The sequence below is a fragment of the Acididesulfobacillus acetoxydans genome (assembly GCF_902729405.1).
Taxonomy (GTDB): domain Bacteria; phylum Bacillota; class Desulfitobacteriia; order Desulfitobacteriales; family Desulfitobacteriaceae; genus Acididesulfobacillus; species Acididesulfobacillus acetoxydans.
In genome coordinates this window covers 1,293,281-1,309,356 of the sequence record NZ_LR746496.1, presented here as the reverse complement: position 1 = coordinate 1,309,356, position 16,076 = coordinate 1,293,281, and the positions used below count along the sequence as shown (strand labels likewise).

The following is a 16,076-nucleotide window of genomic DNA, read 5'->3' as shown; positions in this document are numbered from 1 at the left end:
AACGAACCGGGCTGTCCATCAATCCCGCCCGCCTGATCGCTTTGGGTGGGATCCGCGCTTTTCCCGGACTAGGTTAGACGCCCGCTTTTTCTCTCCTTGAAAAAACTCCACAACAAAACCGTCGTCAGCCCGAACCCGACCGCTCCAAAAATGAGAAGAAGGAAAAAACCGAGCAAGGGAATATTGATCAACGCTGTGAAGAGACTCGCCAAAACCAGCCGGCGGGTAATGGGTGGATAGGTCTGAACCCTCGCGTTGAGAAACTCCCTGCCCAAATAATCGATAAGCGGCAGAATACCCAGAAAAGCCGCTAAGAGGCTGAGAAAAAAAACCAACACAGCGACGGGAATACCGATGATCGTCAGAGACAAAAGCACCGTCAGAGCCCAGCTCACCAGAGCACCTGCCACACCGATGGCAAAAAGGCGTCCGGGTGCATGCGCGAGAAAAGCCGCGGCGCGCTCAAAATGCCGGTCCAGGGCATAGCCCAAACCGGTCAGCAAAAGAATACCTGCTAAACTGGCAATTAGACGCACCAGCCAAGTTCCTACCAGGAGAAGAGCGCCGAACAACAACTCCTGCGTCACTCCCGGCGTGGGATTCACCTCAAACACCCCGGTTTTGACTTTTTCCGAAGCCAAGTTGGTAACATGTCCCCCCAGGTCAATCACCAAATCCACTCGGGCCGAAGGGGCGAGGACGACATTACCGTTCACGACCAAAACGATATCCTTAACCCAACCCGCAATCCGGGCATCCGTGCCGACCGCCACCACCGTGTCTACCCGCTGGCCCGGGCCGACCTCGGCGGGGTTCCCGCCCAACTTGGTCAACATCTCGGAAGCTTGCACCCGAGTCGGCCAAGAGAAAAGGAACAAGAGCAGCAACACCAGGAAAGTTCCGGTGATTCCGGCTTTCTTCATTACGAGAACACCTCGTTCGCGGGAATATCGCGCAAAATCCTGCGTACCAAATAGGCCCCTAACCCCATGACCAACAAGCCTGCTACCCCCAGGCTCAGGCTCAGGGGGGCCGGAGCGGATTTCAATAAGGTGAAGCCCGCGCGCCACAACGCGTCTGTCGAAACGTAGGCCAAGTTGAGAAACATGGCAAATACCGGGGAAAGGAAAAGGAAGAACGGGCAAAAAAGTGCAGCTAACAATAAAGCGGTCCAGACAGTCCGAACCTGCCTTGCTTTCCGCTCACTGACCCAGAGCGAGCGGAGAATCCTTTCTTCCAAACCGCGTGGCGGAACCAAGCTTTCCACGGCCCCCCTGAGTTCCCGCCGAAGTTCACGCAGTTCCCGTTCCGAGGCCCGGCAGGCGGAACAGCCTTCCAGATGATTTTCCAAATCTGAGACCCGCTTTAACGGCAACTCCCCATCAACGTATTCTGAAATTAACTCTAAACAATCCCGGCATTCCAATTTCAGCTTCTCCTTCCTTGAAAGCAAACTACAGCCGGAAGCCCCGGATGGAAGAGCATGGGACCCCTCTCTTAGACTCTAACCGCTGTGTCATTGGGCGCCTTACCGGTCGCGCCCCGTGGACGTACCCCGGACACGGGGTTCTTCTTCCAGCACGTTTTTCAAATGCGCCCGCGCACTGAACAGCCGCGACTTCACGGTCCCCAGCGGAATTCCCATCAGTTCGGCGATTTCCCGGTACTCGTAGCCCTGCCACTCCCGCAGGAGCAACACCTGGCGTTGCTCGAGGCTCAGCCCGGCCAACGCTTCCCGCAGAACCAGCCTGGTTTCCCACTGCTCCGGACCTGAGGGCGCGGCACGATCCAATTCGAATTCAGCGGTTGGCACAGGCGTCTTTTTTTTCAAGTGATCCAGGCAGGCATTGGTAATCAAGCGTTTGAACCAGGCCGGAAAAGTCCTGAGATCATGAAGCTGTGACAAAGAACGATGAACTTTTAGAAATATTTCCTGAGTCAGGTCCTCCGCTTCAGTCCGATCGTGTAAAAAAGCTACAGCTGTCCGGTAGACATAAGGGGTGTAGTGCAACACGAAATCGGTAAATGCCTCTTCATCACCAGAGCGGCATCTGAGCACAATCTCCAAATCTTTGTCGGTCACAAAATTCCGTCCCCTCACACGGATTATCCCTTATTATATTGCCAGAACCCGACGGAAATAGCCATACCTATTCCCGTCCTGCACCGTGTGAACAGACCCGTAAATTGTTACCACACATTAAGAAAGACGATACATATTCATCCAAAGTTCAAAACCGTCTCAAGTCAGACCGGCCCAGCCGGCAGAGAGACGCTCCGGAGCCGAATTGCCTGAAGCCGACCCTCTTGAATCAGACCGCCCTGAACTGACAGAAAAAACAGCCCGGATCGAGAAAGTTCTCCGGCAAGGCTGAGCGGCGAACCCAAAAGTAGCCCAGGACGGCGAACTTTTCGCTCCTTCCCGCCGTCTTTATCTTTGAATCGGTTCGGCGCATTTTCATCGTTTGTCGGTGGCGCCCGGGCAGCATAGCCGTCCAATAGGGACGAATAAGAGATTATATAGGGGGGCTTTTGGTTTGAATTCTTTTGATGTTACGGGCTTTCACTTTCTCAATCAGTGGGCGGGGCATGTTCCCATCTTGGACGGGGTGATGGCCTTCATTGCGCAGTACGCTCTGGAACTCTACGTGGTGCTCTTCCTGGCGGCTTGGTTCTTCTTACCGAGAAAGGAAGGCAAACAGCGTCATGCCTTGTTCATCATGGGGTTGTCAGGGATTCTGGCACTTCTCTTCAACGTGATCATTGCCCATTTTTGGTTCCGGCCGCGCCCTTTCGTAACACTGGCCCGCGGCACTTTCACCAAGCTTATTCCTCACCCCCCGGACGCTTCTTTTCCCAGTGACCACGTCTCAGGCAGCTTCGGTTTTGCCGTGGGCTCCTTCGGGAAAACGGCGCCTTGGATTCAGGTGAGTTTTACCGTACTCGCGGTTCTGGTCGGCATCGCCCGGATTTACACCGGTGTGCACTGGCCGACCGACGTCTTGGGCGGGGCCGTTGTCGGCGCACTCAGCTCCTTCGTCATGTGGCGTTTCAGTTCTCTCCTTCAGCCGATCAGCCGCTGGGGCTTGAGGCTGTTTCATTTCGGTGACTATGCCGGTGTTCGGCGCTGAATCCCACCCCCCCGCATCCTATCATTTGGCAGCAACCTTAACCAAATCCTAACAGAAAACACGTTAAACGTTAACGTCCGTTTGTTAACCTTATATCTTGGGTATAAGCGGATATTTCCGTCACACATACCCTACCGCAAGCTCCACAGGGTTATCACAAAGTGAAAGCGGCAAACTCCCGGTACAAGAATATTACTTACGGGTTCGGGGAATATCGTAAATCAAGAGCAAGAAGGGGAATAAGGCATGCGTATCATAGTCGCCGGCGGGGATGGCTTCTGCGGCTGGCCCACTGCCCTCTACCTGTCCAATCAAGGTCATGAAGTTACCATCATCGACAGTTTGATCAGGCGCAAATGGGATCAGGAATTGCACTCCAATTCCCTGGTACCCATCGCCTCGCCGCAAGAGCGGACCACTCGCTGGCAGCAACTTACAAGCCACCGAATCAAAACCTACATAGGGGATCTGAATCATTATGATTTTTTGCGTGAAGTCCTGATCCAGACTCGCCCCGAAGCTTTTGTCCATTTTGCCGAGCAGCGTTCGGCTCCCTATTCCATGATCGACCGCGAACACGCGGTTTTTACTCAGGTCAATAATGTCGTGGGAACCTTGAATGTCCTGTTTGCGCTGAAAGAAATCGCTCCGGACTGTCACCTGATTAAGCTGGGAACGATGGGCGAATACGGCACACCCAATATCGACATCGAAGAAGGTTACCTGAAAATCAACCACAAGGGACGCGAAGATATCTTGCCTTATCCCAAACAACCCGGATCGTTTTATCACCTGTCCAAAGTCCATGACAGCCACAATATCATGTTCGCCTGTAAAACCTGGGGGTTGCGAGCCACCGATCTGAACCAGGGTGTGGTCTACGGACTCCACACCGAGGAAACGTTAATGGATCCCGTCTTGCTCAACCGTTTGGACTATGACGCGGTCTTTGGGACGGTTTTAAACCGTTTTCTGATCCAGGCGGCGGTCGGCCATGACTTGACGGTTTACGGCGGCGGGGGACAGACTCGGGGCTTCCTCAACATCATGGATACCGTCCGTTGCATCGAAATCGCCGCCGCAAATCCGGCCGAACGCGGCGAATTTCGTGTCTTCAACCAGTTCACGGAGGAATTCTCCGTTCTCGACCTAGCCCATAAAGTGCAGACCGTCGCCGGGAACGAAGGCTTTGATACCCACATCGTTCACCTGGAAAACCCGCGGGTGGAAAAGGAGACTCACTATTACCGGGCCACCCACAGCAAGCTCTCGGATTTGGGCCTGGTACCGCATTTGCTGACGGAACAGGTGCTGAGGGGCATTTTCCTGGCCGTTCTGCAGCACAAACATCGGCTGATCGAGGCAAATGTCCTGCCCAAGGTCACCTGGAAGTAATACGACTTGTAAACCTTGCGCTTGAGAAAAAGGAGAGACGGGCCTGGCCGCCGCGAGTCAAAGTTTGCCTTGTCCGGGCCCCCAGTAAATATGAAAATAGCAATTATTACTGAAACCTTTCTTCCTTCCACAGACGGCGTCGTCACCCGCCTTTGTGCCTCTATACGCTGGCTGCGGCGCAACGGGCACGAAGTCCTGGTGATCGCACCCGACCTGGGAGAGCAAGAATACATGGGCGCCAAGGTGGCGGGGGTTCCTGCCCGAAGCTTTTTCTTCTATCCCGACCGTAAATTTTCTCTGCCCACAGCGAAAGTCAAAAAATACCTGCGGGAATTTCAGCCGGACTTAGTTCACGCGGTGAACCCGGCTTTCTTGGGATTAGCGGGCGTCTACTACAGCAGGCGCTTGAGGCTGCCGCTTGTGGCCTCCTATCATACCAATATCGCCCAATATATGAAATTCTACCACTTGTCGTTTCTTCAGCCCTTGACTTGGAAATATCTCCAACTCCTGCACAATCAGGCCCGGCTCAATCTTTGCACCTCCCGGGCTGTCCAAAACGCTTTAACCGAGCGCGGATTCCGCAATGTACACGTTTGGTCGCGCGGCGTCGCCTTGGACCGTTTTCACCCGAGCCACCGCGAAAACTCCTGGCGAGAACGCCTCAGCAACGGGCATCCGGAAAAACTTCTGCTCCTTTACGTCGGCCGCCTGGCTCCAGAAAAAGGTATTGAAGGAATCCGCCCGCTTTTGACCAAATCCGCAGATTTCTGCTTAGCCCTCGTCGGTGACGGGCCCCACCGCCAGGCTTTGGAGAAGCATTTCCAAGGTACACAGACCGTTTTCACAGGTTTTCTCCATGGCGAAGACCTGGCGAAAGCTTATGCCTCCTCGGATATTTTCCTCTTCCCTTCCTTGACCGACACTTTGGGCCTCGTCATTTTAGAAGCCATGGCTTCCGGTCTGCCGGTGATCGCCGCGGACAGCGGTCCCGCCCGGGAACAGATCGCCCCTGCAATAAACGGCTTGCTCTACAACCCGGCCCAAGCCGAAAGCCTGGAGCAAGCGGTCGAAGACTTGCGGGATCAACAGGTGCGCCGGGACATGGGCGGCCGGGCCCGGGCCACGGCGGCCGAGTTTGGCTGGGAGAGACCCGCGGAACAGTTGCTGCAATTTTACCGGCAGGCACTTGCCGGTGACCCCGTGCCCGCCCAAGAACCCGGCCTCACGCGCGGCCGCGGCTCCGGCCTGGAAGCCAGCCCCGAACCCGGTCAGATTTTGCGCTCGACAGGTCACATCAAGCGCTGAACCCACCCTTCCGATGGGTCCCGCGGAAACTCAGCCGGCGCGATCGCTCAAACGAGCGATCGGTTGAATCAAGGCGACAACGCCAGTTTTCTTATGTGCCCTCAGACTTATACTTTCTGATTAGCTAAAAAAAGTCCCGGCCGGAAAACACCGCGTGCTTCCCGACCGGGCCTTCGCTTGTCGCCACGGATGCCTAAACCGGTTCCCCCGGCCGCCGCATCCGCTTCCCGGGTCCGCTGCTTCCCGGGTAAGCGGAGTGAACTCGTTCAGCTTAAGCTGAACATCGATAACCGCCTCAGCGCTCCACAACCATACTGATTCCTTGGCCACCGCCGATACAGAGGGTAGCCAGACCCCTGCGGGCCTTCCGGCGGCCCATTTCGTAGAGTAAAGTCACCAGAATGCGCGCCCCGGATGCACCGATCGGATGGCCGAGGGCCACGGCTCCCCCGTTGAGATTAGTCTTCTCCATATCCAGGTTAAGCTCTTTCGCCACCTCGAGAGCCTGAGCCGCGAAAGCCTCATTGGCCTCCACCACGTCTATATCTTCGATTTTCAAACCCGCTTTGGCTAAGGCTTTACGGGTCGCCGGGATCGGCCCGGTGCCCATAATCAGGGGATCCACCCCGGCGGAAGCCCAGGATGTGATTTTAACCAAAGGTCTGACCCCCAGGGCCTCCGCTTTGGCGGCACTCATGACCACGACTGCCGCGGCCCCGTCATTGATCCCCGAAGCATTCCCGGCGGTAACCGTACCGTCCTTTTTAAAGGCCGGGCGCAACTTGTCCAGGGTCTCCACACTCGTGCCGAAGCGAGGAAATTCATCCTGGCTGAAGACGACGGGATCCCCTTTCTTTTGCGGGATGACCACCGGAACAATCTCCTCGGCGAACTTGCCCTCTTTAATCGCTTTCTCGGCCCTGTTCTGGCTGCGGACGGAAAATTCATCCTGTTCCTGCCGTGATATGCCGAATTTTTCCGCGATGTTTTCGGCGGTCAGGCCCATGTGGATGTTGTGGAAAGCATCGGTCAGACCGTCGATAATCATTGTATCCACAACCGTGGCATTTCCCATACGGTAACCGGTACGGGCCTTAGGCAAAGCATAGGCCGCCAGGGACATGCTTTCCATTCCCCCGGCGACAATGATCTCGGCGTCTCCGGCTAATATGGCCTGAGCCGCACAGACAACAGCTTTCAGGCCTGAACCGCACACCTTACTCACCGTCCACGAAGGGACTTCCTGCGGAATGCCCGCTTTCATAGCGGCCTGCCGGGCCGGGTTTTGCCCCAGACCAGCGCTCAGCACATTGCCCATGATCACTTCATCCACCTCTTCGGGGGTGATGCCGGCCCTTCTGATGCTTTCCCGGATGGTCAGTGCCCCCAGGTCCGGCGCCGATACCTGGCTCAGAGCGCCGCCAAAGGAACCGACGGGAGTGCGAACCGCACTGACTATGACAACTTCGTTCATCTCTGTTTTCCTCCGTTTGGTATCATTTTGGGATAAGCGGCTTCGGCGAAACTCATCCTCAGCCGTTGGGACATTCTATGACTGCGTGCGGCTTTCGGGAAGGGAGAACCTTACTCGCGCAAAATATGGTTGCTGATCACGATACGCTGCACTTCGCTCGTCCCCTCATAAATCTCGGTAATTTTGGCATCCCGCATCATCCGTTCCACCGGATACTCCCGGATATAGCCGTAGCCTCCGTGAATTTGCACCGCTTGCGTCGTCACCCACATGGCAGTTTCAGAGGCATGCAGCTTGGCCATGGCCGAAGCCTTGGAGACCGGCTTGTGCTGAGAAGCCAGGTAAGCCGCCTGATAGACGAGAAGGCGGGCCGCTTCAATCTGCGTGGCCATGTCCGCCAGCTTAAACTGATTGATCTGGAACTGAGCGAGTGTCTTGCCAAACTGAACCCGTTCTTTGGCGTACTTCAAGGCCTGTTCGTAAGCCCCCTGGGCAATTCCCAAAGCTTGGGACGCGATGCCGATGCGCCCGTAATCCAAAGTGATCATGGCGATCTTGAAGCCCTGACCTTCCTGCCCCAGCAGGTTTTCAGCCGGGACGCGGACATTGTCAAAAACCAGTTCGTAGGTGGCAGAGGAGCGAATCCCCATCTTTTGCTCTTTCTTACCGAAAGTAAAACCGGGCATGCCCTTTTCCAGAATGAAAGCGGCAATTCCTTTGTTTCCTTTGCTCTTGTCCATCTGGGCAATAACGATATAAATATCTGCCTCGTGGCCGTTGGTAATAAAAATCTTGGAGCCGTTAATGATATAATCCCCGCCCTCACGCACCGCCGTGGTCCGGGTTCCGGAAGCGTCCGAGCCCGCCATCGGCTCAGTCAGGCCCAAGGCTCCCATCTTCTCTCCTTTGGCCAGGGGGACCAGATATTTCCGCTTCTGTTCTTCCGTTCCGAAAAGATTGATCGGGTTAGCACCCAGACTGGAATGGGCCGAGACCGTCACGCCCACGGAAGCGTCCACCCGGGAGAGCTCTTCCACTGCGATGGCGTAGGAAATGTAGTCAGCTCCGACGCCTCCGTATTCCTCGGGAAAAGTAATGCCGGCCAGGCCCAATTCCGCCAGCTTATCCCAAATCTCGCGGGGGAATTCTTCCTTCTCATCCCTCTCGCCCGCACCCGGCCCGCATTCCTTCTCGGCAAAGTCGCGTACCATCTTGCGCATCATGATGTGGTCTTCCGTTAAATCAAAAATCACGGTCAACACTCCTTCATTTACTTTCATGAGAGTTCGGTCTGCTCTAGAGCAAATGCAGCTTGCGAGCCGCTTTTCTCAAATCCTCCCTGAAATCCGGGTGGGCAATCCCAATCAGGGCTTCCGCCCTTTGTTTCAAACTCTTTCCCCTCAGCTTGGCCACTCCGTATTCGGTCACTACATAGTTAACGTCATTTTTGCCGGTCGTCACAGCGGCACCGGGTGTCAGGGAAGGCACAATCCGGCTGATGCTGCCTTTTTTCGCAGTCGAAGGCAGGACGATAAACGACTTCCCTCCCCGGGACCGGTTAGCTGCCCGGACAAAGTCCGCCTGGCCACCCGTCCCGCTGTACGGAAGCGGACCAATGGATTCAGAGTTGCACTGACCCATAAAATCCACCTCAATCGAACCATTGATGGAAACCAGCTTATCATTTTGGCCCGCCAGCATGGGATCATTGGTGAAATTCACCGGATGCATTTCCAGAGCGGGATTTAGGTCCATGAAGCGGTAGAGCCGCCGTGACCCGAGGGCAAAAGTAGCCAGCATCTTGCCGGGATGATAATTCTTTTTACGGTTCGTAACCACCCCGCTCTCCACCAGGGTCAAGATTCCGTCTCCGACCATCTCCGTATGAATCCCTAAATCGTGCTTGTCCTTCAACTGCATGACCACCGCATCCGGAATGGCCCCATAGCCAATCTGCAAGGTCGAACCGTCCTCAATGAGCTCCGCGACCTGTTTGCCGATGTTCTCCTCCACTGCCCCGATTTTAGGCAAACCCACTTCCAGCAGTTCCTCCTCCGTTTCCATCAATCCGGCTACCTGGGAAATGTGCACCCAGCAGTCGCCGCAGGTGAAAGGAACATTGGGGTTTACTTCCAGAATCAAAGCCCGAGCCTTCTCAATCCCGGCCATGGTATAATCCGTTCCCAAGCTGATGGAAAAGTACCCATGCTTGTTCATCGGCGAAGCCATAGCCATAACGACGTCTACCGGAATTGAACCTTCCCGGATGAGTTGGGGGAGTTCGTAGAAATAGTTGGGGATGACGTCCACCCAGCCATCCCCGATGCCCGAACGGGAAGGCCCCCCCAAGAAAAAGCCTAAATGGCGTACGTTTTCCACAGTCTCCGGATCATAGTAGCCGTATTTGCGGATAGGAAGAATCTGCATCACCTTAACATCCCGGTACTCCCGGCGATGATCCGACAGGGCAGTCAGAAGGGCCGGGGGCTCCCCCACACCCACGGGAATAGAAATGTAATCCCCGTCCTGAATAAGCTTGATCGCCTCTTCCGCGCTCATCCTTTTCCGTCGATAAAGTTCTTTGACATCGGCCATCCCTGTACTCCTTCCTGCGATCCTTTCTGCAATCCGTCCTGTAATTCGTCCTGAATTGTTCGCACGGCTCTTAACCTAACCCGACCTGAAATGCTTCCCACTGTTCTTTCCTTTATAGATAATTCGCTCTGAAGTCCTTCGCGCGGTCCCTCCTGACTCCATCCCTAATATTGATAGAAGCCCCGGCCGGTCTTCCGGCCCAGCCAACCCGCTTTGACATACTTACGCAGCAGAGGACAGGGACGGTATTTGTCACCCATACCCTCGTGCAGTACCTCGCAAATGGCCAGCACCGTGTCCAGGCCGATCAGGTCCGCCAGGGTCAACGGACCCATCGGATGGTTCATGCCCAGTTTCATCACCTGGTCGATCTCTTCGATACCGGCAATCCCTTCATAAAGGGTCCAAACAGCTTCGTTAATCATGGGAATGAGAATGCGGTTGGCGACAAAGCCCGGCGCATCATTGACCTCGACCGGGGTCTTGCCCATCTTGCGGCTCAAAGCCTCAATTTCCCCATACACCGCGTCATCGGTCGCCAGCCCCCGGATGACCTCGACCAGCTTCATCACCGGTACCGGATTCATAAAGTGCATGCCTATGACTTTTTCCGGCCGCTTAGTCACGGCCGCCACTTCCGTAATCGGCAAAGAGGAAGTGTTGGTCGCGAGAATCGTGGCTTCGGGGCAAACTGCGTCCAACTGCTTGAAGATCTCAGCCTTGATCGCCATATTTTCCACCGCCGCTTCAATGACCAGGTCCGCTGCGGCCGCGTCTTCCAGCGCCACAGAGGGCTTCAAGCGGCTCAAAACCGCCTCTTTTTCCGCGGCCTCCATCTTGCCCTTTTCTACGCTCCGACTCAGATTTTTGGCAATCGTCTGCAATCCCCGTTGAACAAACTCATCCTTAATATCGTTCAAAATCACGGCATAACCGGCCTGAGCAGCCACTTGCGCAATGCCTGAGCCCATCTGGCCGGCTCCGACCACCATAATCGTTTTCATTTGTTTTTCTCTCCTCTCACCTTAACAAAGTTCATATCCACGGAACACCACCCGTCGCCTTGGCCGCAAGTCCTTGGCAAACCCCCTCCCCCTTTGTCGTTTAAAGGTTTGGCAAGGCAGTTGCCGGCACCGCATCCTCACTTCGGCACGAAGCGGCGCTACTTGCGCAAATGTTTAGCTATAACCATCCTCTGAATCTGGTTCGTCCCTTCGTAGATTTGGGTGATTTTGGCGTCCCTCATGTAACGTTCAACTTTGTATTCTTTGGTGTAACCGTACCCCCCAAAGATTTGCACGGCGTCCGTGGTCACTTTGACCGCGGTGTCGCTGGCGAACAGCTTGGCCATCGAGGCCTCTTTACTGTAGGGGAGGCCGGCCAGGCGGCGGGCCGCCGCCTGATAGATAAGGAGCCGGGCGGCCTCCAACTGGGTGGCCATGTCGGCCAGCATAAACTGGATACCCTGAAAGTTGATGATCGCCTGCTTAAACTGAACCCGTTCCTGCGCGTAGGCCAAGGCCGCTTCAAAAGCCGCCTGGCCGATACCCAGGGCTTGGGCTCCGATACCTATCCGGCCGCCGTCCAGCAGGGACATGGCCACCTTAAAGCCCTGCCCTTCCGCTCCCAATCGGTTTTCCACGGGAACGAGTGCGTCCTCAAAGATCAATTCACAAGTGGCCGAACCATTGAGCCCCATTTTTTTTTCGGCTTTGCCGACGCTGAATCCAGGGGTGTCTTTGTCCACCAGGAAAGCCGTGACCCCATGCGGACCTTTGCTCCGGTCCGTCGAAGCCATCACGGTGTAGACGCCGGCATAGCCGGAATTCGTGATAAAGCGCTTGCTCCCGTTCAAGACATAGTGGTCGCCGCGCTTTTCCGCCGTCGTGACCAGACTGGAGGCGTCGGATCCGGAATTGGCCTCCGTCAGGGCGAATGCCCCGATCATCTCTCCGCGCGCTAACTTGGGCAGGTAACGACGCTTCTGCGCCTCCGTTCCGAAATAGAGGATGGGAAAGGTCCCCACCGAAGTGTGGACTGCCAAAATCACGGCCGTGGAGGCGCATCCCCGCGCGATTTCCTCGATCGCTATGATGTATGAGAGAAAGTCGGCCCCCGCTCCGCCGTAGTCTTCCGGAATGGGAATACCCATCAAACCGAGTTCGCCCATCTTTTGAATAGAGGCCAGAGGGAATTCATGGGTCTCGTCTGTGACGGAAGCCAAAGGAACGATTTCCTCTTCCACGAAGTCCCGCACCATTTTGCGCATCATCAACTGGTCACTGTTTAGATTGAAATCCACGCCGTCCATCTCCTTTTCGCTCTCCCCCACCCCATGAAAAATGCGGCCGTCCGGGATCCGCAAAGCCTTGCCGCCGCAGACGAATCCCTGTCTGTCCGGCCCCCTGTTTGGTCATCCCCTCGCGCGCAATCCCCCGAACGCATTTCTGCCCGGATTTTCCGAGCCGCTTTATCCAAGTTTTTGTCCCCGCCTCACCTCCCGCAGCCGCTTCCGCTAGGCACCCGGAACTTCCAAGAGAATGGCATCCCCTTGAGCCGCCCCGCTGCAAATGGCCGCAATACCCAAGCCCCCGCCCCGACGCCGAAGTTCGTAGATCAGAGTCATGATAATCCGGGCCCCGCTGGCCCCGATCGGGTGGCCGAGGGCAATCGCGCCGCCGTTGACATTAACCTTCTCCGGATCCCACCCGGCGATCTTCTGACTGGTCAAGGCCACCGCGGCAAAGGCCTCGTTGGCTTCGATCAGGTCAATGTCCTTAATGGTCATGCCTTTCTGCTTTAACAGTTTGTTAATGGCCAACCCGGGAGTCGTCGCGATGTAGGCTGGCTCCTGCGCCACCGTGGCGTGGCCGAGAATATAGGCCAAGGGCTTATTGCCGAGTGCGGTCGCTTTCTCTTCACTCATCAAGACCATCGCCCCGGCCCCGTCGTTCACCCCCGGCGCATTCCCCGCCGTCACGGTCCCATCCTGAACAAAGATGGGCGGCAGCGCCGCTAATTTTTCCGCATTCGTGTCCCGGCGCGGAGCCTCGTCCACGGCAAAAATCTTCGCTTCCCCCTTCTTCTGGGGTATGGCCAGCGGGGCTATCTCCTCGGCGAAGCGCCCTTCGTCAATAGCCTTGAGTGCCAAACGGTGCGAACGCAGGGCAAATTGGTCCTGCTCCTCTCGGGTAATCCCGTATTCCTTGGCCACCCTTGAGCCGTGCACCGCCATATGCACATTATGAAAAGCGCACCAGAGCCCGTCGTGAACCATGAGATCAATCACACTGTCGTTCCCCATGCGATAACCGAAGCGGGCCCTCTTGAGGGCAAAGGGAGCACCGGACATGCTTTCCATTCCCCCGGCCACGATTATTTCCGCGTCCCCGGCCCGTATGATGGTTTCACCCAAGGTCACCGCCCTCAGGCCTGACGCGCAGACCTTATTAATCGTTTCTGAAGTCACCGTATTGGGCAGTCCGGCTTTGATTCCAGCCTGACGCGAGGGAATCTGACCCGCACCTCCTTGAATCACCATACCCATAAGAAGATTGTCCACTATCTCGCCGCTGATCCCGGCCCGGCGGATAGCTTCCCTGATAACGTGAGCGCCCAAATCGACCGCCGGAACCTCTTTGAGGCTGCCACCCAAAGTACCAAACGGCGTGCGGGCTGCACTGACAATCACGGCCCTTGCCATCCTCTTTCCTCCCATCTTTACCATCTTATCCCCGCTTGTTCAGCCCTGCTTGCTTGGCCCAGCTTGAAACCAACCTTGTCGCTCGGGTCACAACCATGCCTCATTCTTCTCAATAGCAGTTTCTTAGTAAAGTGCTTTTGCAATGATGACTATTGACAATAGCTACTCTTGCCAATAGCATCAATTACCCAAACTGCAAGAACTGTGCCACAATTACCTGTATTTTGGTTTGGACTCCTGGAATTATGACAGGAAAGTCTGGAATTCGCTCTTTCCCGCCTTTTCTCTTCTTTTGCGGTCGAGCGTCCGCTGGTTTTCCACCCCGTAATTCTGACCGTAACCCCTGCTGCACTGCCTAACCGAGCAGGGTAAGTGTCCATTCTCGGAAACACTCACCCTGCTCAAAACACTATAAAAGCCCTTTCCGCGGCTATTTCTGCGCAGTTGTCCATTAATAGAGACATATGTCTTCTTGCGTGAACACTGTGTTAATCTCTCCCGTTTTAATCCCTCCCGCTTTGCCACGTCCCGCCTTGATCCGTACCTCCTCAATTCGTGCCGCTCTACCCCGTCCCGCCGTGCTCTGTCTCTCCATGGTCCGCCTCACCCGCTTCCGGCTGCTTTAACGCAGCGACTGCGGGACTCATGTTTTCGCGCGGGGGGAGCAGATTATGACGGGCCAGTTTCTTGTAAAGGGCCGAACGATGAATACCCAAGGCCTTGGCCGCCTGCAGTTTGTTACCCCCGCTGCGCCGCAAGGCCCGGCTGAGAATTTCTTTTTCGGCCGCCTTCAAAGCTTCTTCCAAGGATAAGTTTTCGGAAAAAGATGTTTGTCCCGCCCCTCTCTCCCCAGACTCCTCCCCGCCGGTGGAGCGCAGGGACGGGGCAAGGTGCTCAGGGGATATATACGGTTCGTCCGATATGATCATCGCCCGTTCCAGGACATTTTCCAATTCCCGAATGTTGCCGGGCCAGCCGTAGCTGCGAAAGATATCCAGTGTCTCCTTGCTTACTCCTTCGACAACAGTTCCCAGTCTCCGGTTCAAACGTTCCAGCAGCGTCTTGATGATCCCCTCCAGATCTTCAACCCGCTCACGCAAAGGAGGAAGTTCCAAAGTCACAACATTAAGGCGGTAATACAGATCGAGCCTAAATTTGTGTTCCATGACCATCCGGTGCAGATCGCGATTCGTGGCGGAAATCACCCGCACGTCCACTTTGATCGGATGGGTTCCCCCGATCCGGTCCACTTCCCGTTCCTGAATGACCCGCAGAAGTTTAGCCTGCATGCCGAGACTCATATCTCCGATCTCATCAAGGAAAATAGTACCTTTGTCGGCCAGTTCAAATTTTCCCGGCTTTCCGCCTTTACGCGCTCCGGTAAACGCGCCTTCCGCATAACCGAAAAGTTCCGACTCGAGCAGGCTCTCCGGCAGGGAGGCGCAATTAATCCGGACAAACGGTCCCCGGCGGCGCAGACTGGCCTGATGAATAGCATGGGCAAAGACCTCTTTTCCCGTCCCGCTTTCGCCCAAGAGCAAGATCGTCGAAGTCGTGCGCGCCGCGCGCAGGGCCAATGCCTTGGCAGCCAGCATGTGCTCGTTTTCCCCGCTGATGTCGGCAAAACTGAATTGGGAACTGTGTATTTTGCTCAACTCCTCCTTATAGAAGGCGAGATCCTCTTCCAAGCGAACCACTTTACGGGCGAACATCTTGGCAATTTCCATATTCTTGAAGAGAGTCTTGCCCAAAGCCCCAATAATCTTGCCGTCCCGTTTAATCGGGACCCGCATAATCAGAAAATCCCTGCCGCCCACGTGCCAAGGTTCGCCAAACTGGGCAATTCCTGTCTTAAGGGTTTGGGGCAGTTGGGATTCAGGGCTCACCTCATGGATGTGTCTGCCCACCACGTCCTCCGACGTATAACCCATGAGTTCGAGAAAGAACTGATTAATCAGGACAACTCGTTCCCGGTCGTCGATAACGACGATCCCTTCATAGGAATTCTCCACAACAGCCTCCAGAGTCGCTGCCAATTCCTGAACACTGCCCAGCCGTCCCGCGACCGTCTCCAGTTCGGTGACATCTTTAACAATGGCCGCCGCCCCCAGAATTTGCCCCTGATCGGCAATCGGGAGAAAATCGACCAGGAGATTCAAACCCTTGCAGGCATAGGGACAGTCAACCTCGGGTTGACCTGTTTGCAAGACGCCATAGGTCCTCGACTCCGGAAAAAAGTCCAAAATAGACCGGCCCAAGACCTCGCCGACAGATAAATTCAAAACTCTCTCCGCTGCCTTATTGCACAGAACGACCTTACCCTCCGTATCGATCGCCAGCACGCCGTTGTGAACGGCTTCTATCACGCCCTGCCTGAGACTTTTCATGTAAACACCTCTTTTCCATGTAAACATCTCTTTTCCATGTACACATCTCTTTTCCATGTACACATCTCTTTTCCATGTACACA

13 protein-coding genes are annotated in these 16,076 nt (G+C 55.5%); 3 read left to right on the top strand and 10 right to left on the bottom strand.

The features are described 5' to 3' along the window. Nucleotides 1-68: 68 nt before the first annotated feature. From MNU25_RS05805 to MNU25_RS05795, 3 genes are all read right to left on the bottom strand, one after another. Nucleotides 69-923: a hypothetical protein gene (locus MNU25_RS05805; RefSeq protein WP_240984202.1), complete on the bottom strand. Its 855-nt coding sequence runs from the start codon at nt 921-923 to the stop codon at nt 69-71. Next, entirely contained in the window at nt 923-1,426 is a 504-nt protein-coding gene (locus MNU25_RS05800) for an anti-sigma factor family protein (protein ID WP_261486378.1), read from the bottom strand. Before MNU25_RS05800 ends, MNU25_RS05805 begins: the two co-directional genes overlap by 1 nt. 102 nt (nt 1,427-1,528) lie before the next feature. Beyond that, nucleotides 1,529-2,083, bottom strand: coding sequence for an RNA polymerase sigma factor (locus MNU25_RS05795; protein ID WP_240984200.1), 555 nt, complete (start codon nt 2,081-2,083; stop codon nt 1,529-1,531). A gap of 454 nt (nt 2,084-2,537) precedes the next feature. Here MNU25_RS05795 and MNU25_RS05790 point away from each other — a divergent pair, with 454 nt between their 5' ends. The 3 genes from MNU25_RS05790 to MNU25_RS05780 all read left to right on the top strand — a co-directional run bounded on the left by MNU25_RS05790 (nt 2,538) and on the right by MNU25_RS05780 (nt 5,834). Then, on the top strand, nt 2,538-3,131 hold the full coding sequence (locus tag MNU25_RS05790) for an undecaprenyl-diphosphatase (protein WP_240984199.1): 594 nt from the start codon (nt 2,538-2,540) through the stop codon (nt 3,129-3,131). A gap of 246 nt (nt 3,132-3,377) precedes the next feature. Then, nucleotides 3,378-4,526, top strand: a complete 1,149-nt coding sequence (locus tag MNU25_RS05785; protein ID WP_240984198.1) for an NAD-dependent epimerase/dehydratase family protein — start codon at nt 3,378-3,380, stop codon at nt 4,524-4,526. 90 nt (nt 4,527-4,616) lie between these two features. Beyond that, nucleotides 4,617-5,834 carry a glycosyltransferase family 4 protein gene (locus tag MNU25_RS05780; protein WP_240984197.1) on the top strand — a complete coding sequence of 406 codons (1,218 nt, stop codon included), beginning with the start codon at nt 4,617-4,619 and terminating at the stop codon, nt 5,832-5,834. A 295-nt stretch (nt 5,835-6,129) separates the two neighbouring features. Here the strand turns inward: MNU25_RS05780 and MNU25_RS05775 are convergent, their stop codons facing one another. The 7 genes from MNU25_RS05775 to MNU25_RS05745 form a co-directional block, all read right to left on the bottom strand. Beyond that, entirely contained in the window at nt 6,130-7,308 is a 1,179-nt protein-coding gene (locus MNU25_RS05775) for an acetyl-CoA C-acetyltransferase (protein ID WP_240984196.1), read from the bottom strand. A gap of 110 nt (nt 7,309-7,418) precedes the next feature. Then, entirely contained in the window at nt 7,419-8,561 is a 1,143-nt protein-coding gene (locus MNU25_RS05770) for an acyl-CoA dehydrogenase (protein ID WP_240984195.1), read from the bottom strand. A gap of 43 nt (nt 8,562-8,604) precedes the next feature. After that, complete coding sequence (locus MNU25_RS05765; protein WP_240984194.1) at nt 8,605-9,903, bottom strand: acetyl-CoA hydrolase/transferase family protein; 1,299 nt, start codon at nt 9,901-9,903, stop codon at nt 8,605-8,607. Between the two features lie 164 nt (nt 9,904-10,067). Continuing rightward, the gene (locus tag MNU25_RS05760; protein WP_240984193.1) at nt 10,068-10,907 is read right to left on the bottom strand and encodes a 3-hydroxybutyryl-CoA dehydrogenase; all 840 of its coding nucleotides are present in this window, start codon (nt 10,905-10,907) and stop codon (nt 10,068-10,070) included. Nucleotides 10,908-11,065: 158 nt separating this feature from the next. Next, nucleotides 11,066-12,205 (bottom strand): acyl-CoA dehydrogenase, encoded by a 1,140-nt coding sequence (locus tag MNU25_RS05755; RefSeq protein WP_240986746.1) that lies wholly within the window; start codon nt 12,203-12,205, stop codon nt 11,066-11,068. Nucleotides 12,206-12,418: 213 nt separating this feature from the next. Next, nucleotides 12,419-13,606 (bottom strand): acetyl-CoA C-acetyltransferase, encoded by a 1,188-nt coding sequence (locus MNU25_RS05750; RefSeq protein WP_240984192.1) that lies wholly within the window; start codon nt 13,604-13,606, stop codon nt 12,419-12,421. Nucleotides 13,607-14,169: 563 nt separating this feature from the next. Next, the gene (locus MNU25_RS05745) at nt 14,170-15,993 is read right to left on the bottom strand and encodes a sigma 54-interacting transcriptional regulator (protein ID WP_240984191.1); all 1,824 of its coding nucleotides are present in this window, start codon (nt 15,991-15,993) and stop codon (nt 14,170-14,172) included. Between the last annotated feature and the right edge of the window lie 83 nt (nt 15,994-16,076).